Origin of the sequence: Actinomyces sp. oral taxon 448 str. F0400 (genome assembly GCF_000220835.1) — a bacterium.
In the GTDB taxonomy this organism is placed as follows: domain Bacteria; phylum Actinomycetota; class Actinomycetes; order Actinomycetales; family Actinomycetaceae; genus Actinomyces.
The window spans coordinates 2,393,169-2,407,017 of record NZ_GL985606.1; the positions used below are offsets into that span (position 1 = coordinate 2,393,169).

Genomic DNA, 13,849 nt, shown 5'->3' on the forward strand with positions numbered 1-13,849 from the left:
CGGCCGTCACATCACTTACATCACTGGGGACTCCGCGGTGACAGCAGGCGGTTCCATGGCGACGGACGCCACGAGGCGAGCCCTGGCACGGCGATGCGGCTGTCGGTCGGGCTCCGGCCGAGGCCGCCGGGAGATTCGAACACGGGCCCGGGGTCGCCCGGGCCACGGACTCGACGGACGCATCCGCGCTCCCCCTGCGGGCGCGGAGTAAAGGTGCTCCCACCGAGCGACCTCACCGGCATGGTATCGGTCACCGATGTCGTCCACTCCGGCATCTGCGCCGGGTCCGGGCCGTCCTTTTCGAGGCGGCCCGGCAGCGCCGCCTGGTCCACTTCGTCCGCACCGCCTCCGAACTCGGGCCGACCCGCCTCCGAACCAGCGGGCGACGAGGGGCGACATCGATGCCCGTGCCCGCCCGCCGCGCCCCCGCCGACCTCCGTCGGAGCGCATGAACACCGAATCGTGCCGTGTGCGACATCCGCTCCCCAGGCGCCGCACCACGGGCTTGGGTATCCTCGCAGTGTACGCACTGGGGCAGACGGGTTCGACGCCCAGTTTCGCGCCCCGTCTTCCCGAATGCCCGCCGAAATCCTGTGCAAGATCTTGCACGCCGCTCCGAAGCCCGACAGGGGAAGAAGAATGACGCAGAACCTGGTTTCCACCGTACCCTCCCAGGTGCGGGCGGTCTCCGGCCGCTCCGCCGCGGCCTCCACCGAGATGGAGGTGTGGCAGGGCCTGTCCGCGGCCGTCGTCGACGCCGTTGCCGATAATTGGCACGCCACCGAGCAGAAGTACCGCGCGGGCCGGATGGAGCACTATTTCTCCGCCGAATTCCTCATGGGACGCGCACTTCTGAACAACCTCACCAACCTCGGCCTGGTCGAGCAGGCCCGCCAGGCGGTGAACGCCTTCGGCCAGAATCTCACCGACATTCTCGAGCAGGAGCCAGACGCCGCTCTGGGCAACGGCGGCCTCGGACGCCTGGCCGCCTGCTTCCTGGATTCATGCGCCACCCTTGAGCTGCCGGTCGCCGGCTACGGCATCCTCTACCGCTACGGCCTGTTCAAGCAGCTGTTCGAGAACGGCTTCCAGACCGAGCACCCGGACCCGTGGATGGAGGAGGGCTACCCCTTCGTCATCCGCCGCGAGGAGGCCCAGCGGCTCGTCCGCTACAACGACCTGATCGTGCGCGCCATCCCCTACGACATGCCGATCACCGGCTACGGCACGCGCAACGTCAACACGCTGCGCCTGTGGAGGGCCGAGAGCGTCGAGGAGTTCGACTACGACGCCTTCAACTCCCAGCACTTCACCGACGCCATCGTCGAGCGCGAGCGCACCGCGGACATCTCCCGCGTCCTCTACCCCAACGACACCACCTACGAGGGAAAAGTGTTGCGGGTGCGTCAGCAGTACTTCTTCTGCTCGGCCTCTCTGCAAGAGATCATCGACAACTATGTCGCCCACCATGGCGAGGATCTCACCGGCTTCGCCGACTTCAACTCCGTCCAACTCAACGACACCCACCCGGTGCTCGCCATCCCCGAACTCATGCGCCTGCTCATGGACGAGCACGGCCTGGGGTGGGAGGACGCCTGGGCGGTGGTCTCCAAGACTTTCGCCTACACCAATCACACGGTGCTCGCCGAGGCCCTGGAGACCTGGGAGGTGTCGATTTTCGAACGCCTCTTCCCGCGCATCCTGGAGATCGTCCGCGAGATCGACCGCCGCTTCCGCCTCGAGCTGACCGAGCGCGGCATCGGGCAGGACGTTATCGACTACATCGCCCCCATCAGCGGCGACAAGGTCCGTATGGCCTGGATCGCCTGCTACGCCTCCTACTCGATCAACGGAGTCGCGGCTCTGCACACTGATATCCTCAAGCGCGACACCCTCAAGGACTGGTACGCCATCTGGCCCGAGCGCTTCAACAACAAGACCAACGGCGTGACCCCGCGCCGCTGGCTGCGTCAGTGCAACCCGCGGCTGTCCGCCCTGCTCGACGACGTCACCGGTTCGGACGCCTGGGTGCGCGACCTGACCGTGCTCGGAGACTTCACCGGCGCCGTCGACGGCGCTGACGGCGCTGTTCTCCTGGACCGCCTGACAGAGGTCAAGCACGCCAACAAGGTCGACTTCGCCGCCTGGACGGCCGAGCGCGAGGGCATCGAGATCAGCCCCGACGCGATTTTCGACGTCCAGATCAAGCGCCTTCATGAGTACAAGCGCCAACTGCTCAACGCGATCTACATCCTGGACCTGTACTTCCGGATGAAGGACGACCCGTCGCTGGAGGTCCCGCCGCGCGTTTTCATTTTCGGTGCTAAAGCCGCCCCCGGGTACATTCGCGCCAAGGCGATCATCAAACTGATCAACACGGTGGCCGAGCTGGTCAACAACGATCCGGTGGTCTCCAGGACGCTCAAGGTTGTCTTCGTCCATAACTACAACGTCTCCCCCGCCGAGCACATCATCCCGGCCGCCGACATCTCCGAGCAGATCTCGATGGCCGGCAAGGAGGCCTCGGGCACGTCCAACATGAAATTCATGATGAACGGCGCCCTGACCCTGGGCACGCTCGACGGTGCGAACGTCGAGATCCTCGACGCCGTGGGGTCCGAGAACGCCTACATTTTCGGCGCCACCGAGGACGAGCTCCCCGCCCTGCGCGCGACCTATGACCCACGTGCCGCCTACGAGACCGTCCCCGGTCTCAGACGCGTCCTGGACGCCTTCACCGACGGCACCCTGGACGACAACGGCTCCGGCTGGTTCGCCGACCTGCGCCGCAGCCTCCTGGAGACGACCCACGAACCCGCCGACGTCTACTACGTGCTGGGCGACTTCGCCGCCTACCGCGAGACCAGGGACCGGATGGCCGCCGACTACGCCGACCAGCGCGCCTGGCAGCGCAAGGTGTGGGTCAACATCACCGGCTCGGGCCGCTTCTCCTCCGACCGCACGATCAACGACTACGCGAGGGTCTGGAATATCCGACCCGAACCGATCGCCTGACCCGACCGCACTCGGTTCACGGCTCGCGTCGGCGGCCCGGTCCCAGCTCGGGACCGGGCCGCCGACGTCTGCACTCCCGCACACATTCAGTTCTTCTTTCCCCATCTCTCGCCGCCATCGAGATCGGGTGAAAAATTCACCGAGATCGGTAGAAACTGGCGTATACTCCTCACTGAGGCGGATATTTTATCCACAAGGGTCTCTATCTCTGGCATTAACTCCTGATCTCGACGCACTCTGGCGCCATGGATGACCCGACGCCATCACATCCACAGCATCCTTGGATCCGAGGCACCGACCTCACCCCCGCCGAGCTGCGCGCCGCACTGGACAGCGGGCGCATCGTCCGGGTGCGCCGCAACCTCTACCTGCCGCGTCCCGACGGCATCGAGGCCCGGGCCTTCGTCAGCGAGGCCCACCGCGCGCTTCTCGATCAGCTGCGCAGCGAATCCATCAACGGCGTCGTGTGTCTGGAATCCGCCGCTGTCCTGCATGGCGCCACGCCGTTGACTCCGCACCGCACGGTTCATCTCGTCGTGGGGTGGAACGCGGGCGGGATGAAGCTGGGTGAGGCCGACCAGCCGCCGTTCGACGCTCCCGGTAGAGTCGATCGTCGCCGCAGGCTCGCCCAGCGCGCCGTCGCACGTCACAGGTACCCGGTGCCGCAGGCCGACATCGTCGAGATCCGCGGCATGCGCGTGACCAGCCTCGAGCGCACGATGGAGGACTGCGCACGGTTCCTGGAGCCCGATCGTGGTCTGGCAGTGGTGGATTCACTGATCGCGGTCGCCGTCGGAGCCAGTGCGAGCGCCAGGCCGTGGGACCGACGCGAGCAGATCGATGGTCTGGCCGCCGCCACGCGCGAGCTCGTCCTGGAGCGGCTGGATGGACGACGCAGGGAGCGCGGCCTTCGGCGCGCACGCGCGATCCTGGCGGCGGCGACGCCCTGGAGTCAGTCCCCGTGGGAGAGTGAAGCGCGCAGGCAGTGCCTGGTCGGCGGAATCGGCGCCATGGCGCCGCAGCTGCCCGTCGACGCGATGGGAGTGCGCTTCTACGCCGATCTGGGCTGGCTGACCGCCAGGCACATCCTCGAGGTCGACGACACGATGAAGTACCGCATGAATTCCGAAACGATCCTGCAGCAGCAGGGCGGGCGCGAGGATGCGATCCGCGATGTCGGCTTCTCCATTTCCCGCGTCGCACCGGACGAGCTCCGCGCGCCCGGTGTTCTAGCCGAGCACCTGCGTGAAGCCCTGCCGCAATCAGTTTGTGAAACCAGGCCGGTCACCGTCCTGCGAACCAGACGCGAGAAGCGCACCTCGCGCCCCTGACCTGGCCCTTCCCCCCCCCCGCCGACGCCGTTGCACATTCGGGTCGGTCGCATCGCGCGCCCGGACCGCCCCGTCGGCGACGGCGCCGGGCGAGCGCTCGTCCGGCGCCGTCGCCGGTCAGAAGAGCAACGCCGCCAGCTGCCGGCGGGCTCTCGCCACCTCGGGGGTGGAGGAGCCGATGACGTCGAAGAGCTCGAGCAGCCGCATGCGCGCGGTCTCCCGCTCCTCGCCGGCGTGAGAGCGGACGGCTTCCAGACCACGGCCCAGCGCAGCGTTGACGTCCCCGAGCGCCAGGGCCGCATCCGCCCCCGCCACCTGCTCCTCAACGCTCGCATCCGGTGCGTCCGCGGCGGCGAGCAGGGCGCGGGGGTCCTCACCATCCATGCGTCCGAGCATACGGATCTGGTTGCGAGCCGCCTTGAGGTCGGCATCCGCCGGACTCTGCGCGATGGCGTGGTCGTAGACCTCCTCGGCGGCGGCGTAGTCGCCTCGCTCCATGGCCTCACGGGCCTGGCGCTCCACCTCGGTCTCCTCCTCGGGTTCGTCCGGCTCCGACTCGACCTCCGACGCGAGGCGCCCGGAAACGCCGTTGCGGGCGGCCAACTCGAGCACCTGGTCGAGCAGCTGGCGCAGCTGGTCGACGGGAACCGACCCCTGGAACAGCGGCACCGGCTGCCCCGCGATCAGAGCGATAACCGTCGGTACTGCCGCGGCCTGAAGAGCCTGGGCGACCTCGGCGGCGGCATCGACGTCCACACGTGCCAGCTCGAAACGGCCCGCATACTCCCGAGCGAGGGTCTCAAGCTGCCCGGCGAGCTCCGTGGAGGCCTGGGAGCGCGACGTGTGAAGAACGACCACGACCGGTACTCGGGTGGAGAGCTCGGCGACATCGCGCAGTGACGCGGCGTCGACGTCAACGACCAGCGGCGCCGAAACGACGGATCCCGCTGCCGAGCCGGAGGCCGCCGTCTCTCCCGCTCCCGTTCCAGAACCCGATGCGCCTCCCGCGGCAGCATCCTTCCGAGGTGCGAGTGTGGACAGGTCCACGGCGCCGAACATGCTCATGAGGTGCCTTTCCCGGGCAGAAGCCCGATGGTGGATCGAAGTGGTGACGAATACGGGGCGAGATGAAGCGTACCGGGGGCGCTGGCGAGGCCCGGCCGGTGAGGCCCGCGGAATTCAGTCCGGCGACTGGGAATCGTCCCGGGTGACCGACGTCAGCACGTGCACCGTGCCCAGGGTGACTGCCTGGGAGCCGGAGGCGGCGACCGGAATCGAGAATGCGACAACAGCCTCGTGGGAGGCTGTGACTGTGCCGACAACGTCGGTGTTCTCCCCCAGCATGGCGGCGACCTGCTCCTGCACATTGTACTTGGAACGGGCGACCGTGCGCTTGTACAGGACGTCGAAAGTGAGCGTCGTGAACACGATGGCCCCGTTGTCAGTCGTCCGCAGTCCGCGGAAGCCGTCACCGCCGGGGCTAGCGGTCACCGACACCTCGCCGGCGGCGGAGACGTCCAGGCTACGGCGTGCGGCGATGTATCGGCGCAGCTCCTCATCCGCGAACGCTTTGCCGTTGTCCCCGTCGGGATTGTTCAGGGCGTCGATGTAAGCATTCAGAACTTCCTGCGGCGTGGCGACCAGCCCGTCGGCATCGGCGTCGACCTGCGCGCTGCCCACCGAGGCCGTATTCGTGGAGGGCACCTCGACGCCGGGGAACAGCCGCACCCAGGCCCACAGCTCGAAGTTCTCGCGCGCAGTGCCCTGGGTCAGAGCCAGCAGATAGGGCACGTTGGTCTCGTCGGCCTCGGTGAGCGTCAGGGCGATGCGCGGGAAATCGGTGGTCAGGCCCACGGTTCCGGCCTGGCTGTCGGTCGTGAAGTGGTCGATCTCGGTGTCGTCGTTAGTCGCTGTGGCGACTGCGTACTCCTCGGTCCGCACGCGAGCGGCCGGCCCGGTGAGATACCCGTTCAACAGTTCGGTCTTCTTCTGGGCATCGGCCGCGTCCATGCCGCTCTGAATCCGCTCGAGGACGGCCGTGAGACGTTCGCTGTCCAGGACCGGCTGAGCCGTCGAGGTCCCGGTGGCCTCGAGCGACGGGGGGGCGTCCCGCGAACACGCGGCGAGGGCGGCGCTGACGGCGGTCGCCGCAGCAGAGGTGAGAAGGGCTCGGCGGCTGGTCATCATGCGTGCTCCTCGTCATCGGGACTCGTGGACGCGTCGTCGCTCACATCGTCGGCCCCTTGCTCGTCGGACTGTCGCTGGGGCTCCACCGTCCAATTCTGCGCCCGGGCCGGGAGGGAGAAGGCCTGCTCCTGCTGGGCCTGTCCGTCTCCGTCTCCGTAACCCGAATAGGCCGATTCGGAATAGGCCGGCCCGGACAACGCCTGCGTCTCATCCTGCCGATCCTCACCCTGGCCGTCCCCGTAACCGGCCTGGACCTGACCGTCCCCGTAACCGTAGTCGTAGCCCGAATAAGCGAAATTCGAGAACGTTTGCGTCTCCTGTTCGGCAGGCGCATAGGGGGACACGTCCTGCGCCCCCTGCGTCGTCCAGTAGGCTGCCGATTCGGGCGCGGCGGCGCCATAGAATGCCTCGGTCTCACCGGATGCGCCGTTCGGATCGTCGGAATACCCGGAGGAATACCCGTTATAGCCCATATCGGGGTACTCCCCCGCCTGATCGGAGGCGGGCGCCTGCGGCACATCGGGGGCCTCGACGCCGTCGAGGTAGACCCGGCCCGTGCGTGGGTCGACCCACTCCTCCCCGGCGGCCTCGGCCCGTTCCTTCTCCCGCATCTCCCGGCGTGAGAGCGCGCGATTCGGATCGCTGATCTGCGGGAATCCGGCGGTGACGACTCCGTCGGCCTGCGCCAGCCGCGCGGCCCGCTCGGCGGAGCGAGCGCGCCTCTGCTGATCCGCCCGGCGCATCTGAATGTCAATGAGGAAGAGGAAGACGCCGATGAGCAGCAGGACGCCGCCGCCGATCAGCCCGGGGACGAGCCGCGGGGTGGAGACCGTGCGCGGCCAGGACATCGAGAGGTCGGGGGCGGGCGAGGACCCGTCGGTGGCGGCCAGGACAACCAGGTCCGGATCCGCGGTGTTCAGGTCGAGAGTCGTCGATCCGGTGCCCGACGCCGTGGTCAGCCACAAGTCGGAACTGGTCGGATCGGCGTTGGACGCCTCCAGAACGGTGCAGCCGTTCGCGTCCGTGCTCGGTGCGACGGTGGGCTCGGCCGATCCGCCGGGGGCGGGCGACGTCGTCGGCTCAGCCTCGTCACCGCACCTGGTCGTAACATCGGAGGCCTCCAGCGTGTCCCAATCGGTCAGGCCGGTGACGGACACGTAAGGGTCGTTGGCCAGCCACGCCGAGACATCGGACGAATGACCCACCGCGATGAACACGGGATCGGCGTCGCCGGCCGTCGCGGTGATCGTGACATCGGAGTCGACCAGGCCGAGAACGCCTGGTCGCGTGACGACGTAGTTCTGCTCGGGCTTCGCGGGGAGGGTCGCCTGGGCGGTCGAGCTGGGCCGCCACACGGTGGCGGAGCAGACTGCCAGAGCGATGACGATCAGGCCGAGAACGGCGATAATCGCACTCAGGATCCGTCGGTTCACGACGTGACTCTCCTCAAGATCGTGGACATGGCGCCGCTGTCACCGGCTGACGCGACCGACGCCGCACTCCACGGCGGCCAGACGCGTGTACCGCCCAGAATCGCACGCCCGTCCGATCCGTGCGAGCGGCCCCGTCGAATATCACAGGTCCTGCGCCCTGAGCGGAAGAACCACATCCCGGCGCGGCGCGCCGCTGCGACGTCGTCGACCGCATATGCTCAGCGCCTCCTCCCGCTGCTTCCCCGTCATCAGGCCCTCAGGACCCAGGCGCGAAAGGGGCTGTCGCGGATACTCTTGTCCCACTGCGGGCCGCAGCGGCCCGCCAGAAGGAGGAGAGACGTGGCTGAGGGATCCGACGAGTTCGCCATCACCATGCGAGGATACGATCGCACCCAAGTCGATCAGCGCATCAAGGCCCTAACCCGCCAGCTGGGAGACGCCCGCCGTGAGGTCGCCAGCCTCGACCAGCGGGCGATGACGCTCGCCGGCGAGCTCGCCGACGCCCAGCGTCGTCTGCGCGAGGCCGACAAACCCACCTACGCCGGGCTCGGCTCGCGCATCGAGCAGCTTCTGCGCAGCGCGGAGGAGCAGAGCACCTCCGTGCTGTCCAAGGCCAACGCGGAGGCCGACGCGCTCCTGGCCCGCACGCGGGCCAACGCCACCCACCTGTCCGAACGCAGCTCCTCCGAGGCCGCCACGATGGTCGCCGACGCTCGACGGGAGGCCGCCGAGCTGCGCTCCCACTCGGAGTCCGAGGCCTCCACGCTCCTGGCCAATGCGCAGGCCCGGGCGGACGAGCTCATCTCCTCCGCCCAGCGCAAGGCGGAGCAGATCACCTCCGACGCGAACGCGAGCATGACCGAGGCTCGCTCGGCCGCGGAACGCGAGGCGCAACTGACCGTGGCCACCGCCAAGAAAACCGCCGTGGAACTCACCGTGACCGCCGAGCGGGAGGCGAACACCACCAAGGAGGCCGCCGCGGAGGAGGCCGAGGCCCTGCGGCGCTCCTCCCGGGAGCAGGCCGACTCGGTGACGGCGACGGCCGCCGAAGAGGCTCGCGTCGCAGTGGAGAAAGCCCGCACGGAAGCGGAGACCCTGCTGTCGGCGGCTCGCGACGAGGCGGAGTCCCTGCGGCGCTCGAGCACGGCCGAGGCCGAGGCGGCGCGAGCGGAGGCCACGGAGCTGCGGCAGCAGGCGCTTCTCGAGATCGCCGCCGCCCACGAGACGGCCGCTGAGGAGGATTCGGCCGCCCATGAGGCCGCACGTCAGCGGATCGAGGAGATGAACCGGCAGGCCCAGGAGCAGGCCGAGCAGGCCGAAGCCCGCCTCGAAGAGGCCCTGGCCCGCGCTGAGACGGTTCGCGCCGAGACGGACGAGGCGGCACGCGCTCGCCAGGACGAGGCCACGCGGCTGGCCGAGGACACTGTGAACCAGGCTCGTCTCGAGGCGAGTGCTCTCGTCGAGGACGCTCGTGCCGACGCCGAGGTCGAGAAGACCACGATCGCCCGTCAGATCAAGGAGCTCGAGCGGCAGCGGGACTCCGTGGCCAGCTACCTGGAGGAGATGCGCGGCGTGCTCGGCAACGTCATACCGCAGGCTCCCGAGTTCTCCGACGTCATCAACGCGGCGCTGGCGACCGGTGTGCCGCAGGCCGCCGGCCTGCCCGAGGCCGCCTCCTCCGGCAGCGCGGACAGTGCCGGCAGCGCCGGCAGTGCGGACTCGCCCGCGAGAGCGCAGAGTGCGGAGGAGGCCGCCAGCCCCGTCAGCCCGGAGGAGGTGAAGGACGCCGGCGACAACTCCGAGCAGCAGCCCGCCGAGGAGAATCTGCTCAGTCTGGGCGGCCGCAACCGCCGGTGAATCGTCGGCTCCGTCGGCTACGACCAGGCGCGACGCACGAGCGCGAGTGTCTCGCCCCGGGTCATGCCCAGGTTGCGCATAGTCGCCACGAAGCGCACAGTCTCCCTCTTGGCCGCAGTGTCAGCGAGATCCATGACGTAAGTGCCGTGGCGACCACGTCCTTCGAGCACTCCTTCGAGCTCCAGCTCGCGATAGGCCTTGGCCACTGTGTTGACGGCGACGTCGAGATCGGCTGCCAGGGCGCGTGTCGTCGGCAGGCGCGCGCCCGCGGCCAATCGTCCCGAGGTGACGTCCTCACGGATCGCTGCGCAGATCTGGGCGAAGACCGGTCTGGCCGAATCGGAGTCCAGATTGATGCGCGGACGAATGGGGACGGACATGTCTCTAGTGTGCTCCCCATCACTCATTCCCGCATCTTGAGACGGACCGCAGGCTGAGTCCATGTCCGCGTCGTCTCAGTCGCCCGATCCACCGGCCGTCTCCCGCTCGTCGCCGCCCTTCCCCGGCGCCGACGACTGGGCCGTCCGGCGCCGGGAGGCCGCCGCCGAGCGAGCGCGGCTCCTGCATGAGAAGCAGGAGGCCGAGCATCGGCGCGCAGAGCGCATCGTCAGGCTCTTCATCCGGGTGGCCCGTGCTGAAGGGCTGGCGCCGGTGCCTCTGCGCGTCCAAGGTTATGGCGGCGGCAGCGCGCGCACACCGCTGCGCGGGTGGTACTTGCGTGCCGATAAGACCGTCGCCATCGATGTTGAAGGCGGGTTCTACGTGCTATCGCAGCCACTGGGGCTCAAGGAGCGGCTGAGGGGGACGACCCCGCCCAGCGAGCCCGTCCCCATGACGATCGGTGAGGGCGGGCGGGATGGCGACGTCCTCCCACTGCGCTCCGCATTGGACCGGCTGCTGCCGGGCTGGGAGGAGCGTTCGCCCGCGCCCCTCGTGTAGATGGAGGCTTCGCCCGGTGGCGCGCACTCGACAGCGCACGGGGCTCGTCCTCGCGGTCACCACAAGCGACGCTCCCAGCAGGAGGTGTGCCAGTGGCGGCGATCCTCCAGGCCGCGGTCCGCCCCGAAGAGCGACTCGTTGGACCAGGCGACAACGTGCGGCGTACCCGGCGGAATGCTCCGATTGCACCCCGGACAGGTGTACGTCTTGGCTCCGCCGCGCAGGCGCCGCACGGTGAAGTCGGCTCCGCCCGGACCGGTCTGGGTTCGCGGCACCGAGCTCAGCCGTCCCAGGTCAAGCGGGCGGTGCGCAGCGCTGTAGGGACGTTTGGAACTGCGTCGTGCCATGAGCAGACTGTATCGTCGCCGGCCGGCGGCAGGACGCAGCCGGAACGTCAGGCTTCCCCGGAGCTCCCCGGAGGAAGCCTCACGCATCCGAGCTCGTCAGCACCGGAGGCCAGCACCCCCGCGACGGCGCAGGCCGATGACTGCGGGCGCGGGCGGTACGGGATCCCAGGGCCCTAGATCAGACCCATCCCGGCCACGGTCTTCCTCTCCTCCAGGAGCTCGGCCGCGGAGGCGTCGATCCTGGCGCGGGAGAAGTCGTCGATATCCAGGCCCTGGACAATCCTCCACTCCCCGCCCTCGCAGGTGCAGGGGAAGGAGGAGATGATGCCTTCGGGCACCCCGTAGGAGCCGTCAGACATGATGGAGGCCGACGTCCACGTGCTGCCCTTGACGCCGAGGCACCAGTCACGGACATGGTCGACGGCGGCCGAAGCGGCCGAGGCGGCCGACGACGCACCGCGAGCGGCGATGACGGCGGCGCCGCGCCCCGCGACCGTGGGGATGAAGTCCTCCTCGACCCAGGTCCTGTCGGCGAGGATCTCGGGGATGGGAGCCCCGTTGACGGTGGCCTGCGTGAGGTCGGGGTACTGGGTGGAGGAGTGATTGCCCCACACGGTGACCTTGTCAATGTCGGTGACGTGGCAGCCGGCCTTGGCGGCGAGCTGAGCCAGAGCGCGGTTGTGGTCCAGGCGGGTCATCGCGCTGAAACGGGAAGCCGGGACGTCCCCCGCATGCGACGCGGCGATGAGCGCGTTCGTATTGGCAGGGTTGCCGACGACGAGAACCTTGATGTCGTCCGCGGCGGCGGCGTTGATGGCCTCGCCCTGAGGGCCGAAGATACCGCCATTAGCGCTCAGCAGGTCGGAGCGCTCCATACCGGCCTTGCGAGGCATCGAGCCGACGAGGAAGGCGATATTGGCACCTTCGAAGGCCCGCTCGGGATCGTCGAAGATGTCGACGCCGCCCAAGGTCGGGAAGGCGGAGTCGAACAGCTCCATGGCGGTGCCCTCGGCTGCCTTGACGGCCTGCGGGATCTCAAGCAGACGCAGATTGATCCTCTGGTCCGGCCCGAGCAGGGAGCCCGAGGCGATGCGGAAGAGCAGTGCGTAACCGATATTGCCGGCGGCACCGGTGACGGTGACGGTGACGGGGGCGTTGGCCATGGAGTCTCCTTCGGGACGACGTGTCAATGGGACCGCGAGCGGTGCAGCCCATGGGACGAGCCTACGGCGAGGGGCCGGTGACGACCCGGGACGATGGGTTCGTCATTGATGTAATACGCATCATAGAGCGATCGTGCGGTCGGGCGGGGCCCGTCCCCCGCTCGCCGGAGCCCCGCGCTCAGCTCGCAGCCTCGGAACCGGCGGACTCGGCGGAGGCGGTCAGCTCCTCGGGGCTCACAAGACCGTCGACACCGACCCGGTCGAGATACGCCATGCCGTCGAAGGACAGCTCGCGGGCGTTCTCCGGATCGCCGTCGGCACCGAGCCGCCCGCCCGCGAGACGATCGATGATGATAGCGATGGCTCCATCGCCGGTGACATTGGTGGCGGTGCCGAAGGAGTCCATGGCGATGTAGGTGGCGATCATGAGGGCGACCTGAGCGTCGTCGAAACCGAGCATGGACGACAACAGGCCCGTGGCCGCCATGATGGCCCCGCCGGGAACGCCCGGGGCAGCGACCATGGTGATGCCGAGCATGAAGATGAAACCGACCCACTGCACGGTCGAGACGGACAGTTCCTGGGTGAGCACGATCGCGAAGGCAAAGGAGAAGATCTTCGAGGTCGAGCCGGCCAGGTGGATGGTGGCGCACAGCGGGACGGTGAAGGAGGCGACCGCCTCCGACACGCCGTTCCTTCTGGTCTGCGCCAGCGTCACGGGAATCGTCGCGGCGGACGAGGACGTGCCCAACGCGGTCAGGTAGGCGGGCGCCATGGTGACCAGCGCCCTGACGGGATTCCTGCCACCGACCATACCGGCCACGACGTACTGGACCGAGAGGATGACGACTTCCAGAACCAGGACGACGACCACCACTCGCAGGAGGGCGTGCATCACCGACCAGGCCTCGCCCGTGTACGTGAGGTTGAGGAAGATGCCGAAGATGTGCAGCGGCAGCAGAGGGATGATGATTCGCTCGATGAGTCTGGTGATGATCGCGCGGAACTCGACGAACCCCTTGCGCAGGACCCCGCGGGGCACCATCGACAGGCCGATACCGAGGATGAAGGACAGCAGCAGAGCCGTCATGACCTCCACCGGCGCCGGCATCTCGATACTGAAGTACGTCTCCAACGCGCTGCCCGGCTTCTCGACGTCGGACAGGGCCGTGCCCGAGAGAAGATCGGGCAGGAGCGCGGCGCACACGCCGTAAGTGAGGAAGCCGGAGAAGAGCGTCGACGCGTAAGCGATGGCGGTAGTGATTCCGAGCCACCTTCCCGCGCCCCGGCCGAGGTCGGCGATGGCCGGAGTCACCAGACCGATGATGATCAACGGGATGGAGAAGGACAGGAACTGGCTGAACAGGCCCGAGAAGGTGGCGAAGATGCGGCCGACGGCCTGCGGGACGAGAGGACTTCCACCGATCCTGGTGCTGCCCAGGACGAGAGCGAGAATGATCGCGGCGAGCACCCACACGAGGATGCCGCTGGCTGAGAGCGCCTTGCGGAGGTGTGACACAGAACTGCCTTTCGGCCCGGAGGGCGGGCGGCTGGGTACCGCCCACTGCGCCGCAGCA

11 protein-coding genes are annotated in these 13,849 nt (G+C 68.5%); 4 read left to right on the plus strand and 7 right to left on the minus strand.

All coding sequences use genetic code 11. The features are described from left to right. The first annotated feature begins 639 nt into the window (after positions 1-639). Together HMPREF9062_RS10140 and HMPREF9062_RS10145 are read left to right on the plus strand one after the other, a co-directional pair. A complete protein-coding gene (locus HMPREF9062_RS10140) occupies positions 640-3,015 on the plus strand; it encodes a glycogen/starch/alpha-glucan phosphorylase (protein ID WP_034254165.1) in 2,376 nt (791 codons plus the stop codon). Between the two features lie 245 nt (positions 3,016-3,260). Continuing rightward, positions 3,261-4,346, plus strand: a complete 1,086-nt coding sequence (locus HMPREF9062_RS10145; RefSeq protein ID WP_009750042.1) for a type IV toxin-antitoxin system AbiEi family antitoxin domain-containing protein — start codon at positions 3,261-3,263, stop codon at positions 4,344-4,346. A 117-nt stretch (positions 4,347-4,463) separates the two neighbouring features. Here HMPREF9062_RS10145 and HMPREF9062_RS10150 read toward each other — a convergent pair whose 3' ends face one another. From HMPREF9062_RS10150 to HMPREF9062_RS10160, 3 genes are all read right to left on the minus strand, one after another. Further along, complete coding sequence (locus tag HMPREF9062_RS10150) at positions 4,464-5,411, minus strand: tetratricopeptide repeat protein (protein ID WP_009750043.1); 948 nt, start codon at positions 5,409-5,411, stop codon at positions 4,464-4,466. A 114-nt stretch (positions 5,412-5,525) separates the two neighbouring features. Continuing rightward, entirely contained in the window at positions 5,526-6,533 is a 1,008-nt protein-coding gene (locus tag HMPREF9062_RS10155; RefSeq protein WP_009750044.1) for a hypothetical protein, read from the minus strand. Continuing rightward, on the minus strand, positions 6,530-7,966 hold the full coding sequence (locus tag HMPREF9062_RS10160) for a hypothetical protein (RefSeq protein ID WP_009750045.1): 1,437 nt from the start codon (positions 7,964-7,966) through the stop codon (positions 6,530-6,532). Before HMPREF9062_RS10160 ends, HMPREF9062_RS10155 begins: the two co-directional genes overlap by 4 nt. Positions 7,967-8,305: 339 nt before the next feature. Between HMPREF9062_RS10160 and HMPREF9062_RS10165 the strand changes: the two genes are divergently transcribed. After that, positions 8,306-9,823 (plus strand): hypothetical protein, encoded by a 1,518-nt coding sequence (locus tag HMPREF9062_RS10165; protein WP_009750046.1) that lies wholly within the window; start codon positions 8,306-8,308, stop codon positions 9,821-9,823. Positions 9,824-9,840: 17 nt separating this feature from the next. On the opposite strand, the gene HMPREF9062_RS10170 is transcribed toward HMPREF9062_RS10165, so the two are convergent. Continuing rightward, complete coding sequence (locus tag HMPREF9062_RS10170) at positions 9,841-10,203, minus strand: GntR family transcriptional regulator (RefSeq protein WP_034254169.1); 363 nt, start codon at positions 10,201-10,203, stop codon at positions 9,841-9,843. Positions 10,204-10,264: 61 nt separating this feature from the next. Between HMPREF9062_RS10170 and HMPREF9062_RS10175 the strand changes: the two genes are divergently transcribed. Continuing rightward, on the plus strand, positions 10,265-10,762 hold the full coding sequence (locus tag HMPREF9062_RS10175; RefSeq protein WP_009750048.1) for a hypothetical protein: 498 nt from the start codon (positions 10,265-10,267) through the stop codon (positions 10,760-10,762). A 56-nt stretch (positions 10,763-10,818) separates the two neighbouring features. On the opposite strand, the gene HMPREF9062_RS10180 is transcribed toward HMPREF9062_RS10175, so the two are convergent. The 3 genes from HMPREF9062_RS10180 to HMPREF9062_RS10190 form a co-directional block, all read right to left on the minus strand. Further along, entirely contained in the window at positions 10,819-11,109 is a 291-nt protein-coding gene (locus HMPREF9062_RS10180) for a hypothetical protein (protein WP_050795346.1), read from the minus strand. 173 nt (positions 11,110-11,282) lie between these two features. Further along, positions 11,283-12,272 (minus strand): malate dehydrogenase, encoded by a 990-nt coding sequence (locus HMPREF9062_RS10185; RefSeq protein ID WP_009750050.1) that lies wholly within the window; start codon positions 12,270-12,272, stop codon positions 11,283-11,285. 178 nt (positions 12,273-12,450) lie between these two features. After that, positions 12,451-13,791 carry a dicarboxylate/amino acid:cation symporter gene (locus HMPREF9062_RS10190; protein WP_009750051.1) on the minus strand — a complete coding sequence of 447 codons (1,341 nt, stop codon included), beginning with the start codon at positions 13,789-13,791 and terminating at the stop codon, positions 12,451-12,453. Positions 13,792-13,849 lie beyond the last annotated feature (58 nt).

Coding starts and splice junctions, on each gene's coding strand:
- HMPREF9062_RS10140 (WP_034254165.1), top strand. CDS start 640: ATGACGCAGAACCTGGTTTCCACCGTACCCTCCCAGGTGCGGGCGGTC.
- HMPREF9062_RS10145 (WP_009750042.1), top strand. CDS start 3,261: ATGGATGACCCGACGCCATCACATCCACAGCATCCTTGGATCCGAGGC.
- HMPREF9062_RS10150 (WP_009750043.1), bottom strand. CDS start 5,411: ATGAGCATGTTCGGCGCCGTGGACCTGTCCACACTCGCACCTCGGAAG.
- HMPREF9062_RS10155 (WP_009750044.1), bottom strand. CDS start 6,533: ATGATGACCAGCCGCCGAGCCCTTCTCACCTCTGCTGCGGCGACCGCC.
- HMPREF9062_RS10170 (WP_034254169.1), bottom strand. CDS start 10,203: ATGTCCGTCCCCATTCGTCCGCGCATCAATCTGGACTCCGATTCGGCC.
- HMPREF9062_RS10175 (WP_009750048.1), top strand. CDS start 10,265: ATGTCCGCGTCGTCTCAGTCGCCCGATCCACCGGCCGTCTCCCGCTCG.
- HMPREF9062_RS10180 (WP_050795346.1), bottom strand. CDS start 11,109: ATGGCACGACGCAGTTCCAAACGTCCCTACAGCGCTGCGCACCGCCCG.
- HMPREF9062_RS10185 (WP_009750050.1), bottom strand. CDS start 12,272: ATGGCCAACGCCCCCGTCACCGTCACCGTCACCGGTGCCGCCGGCAAT.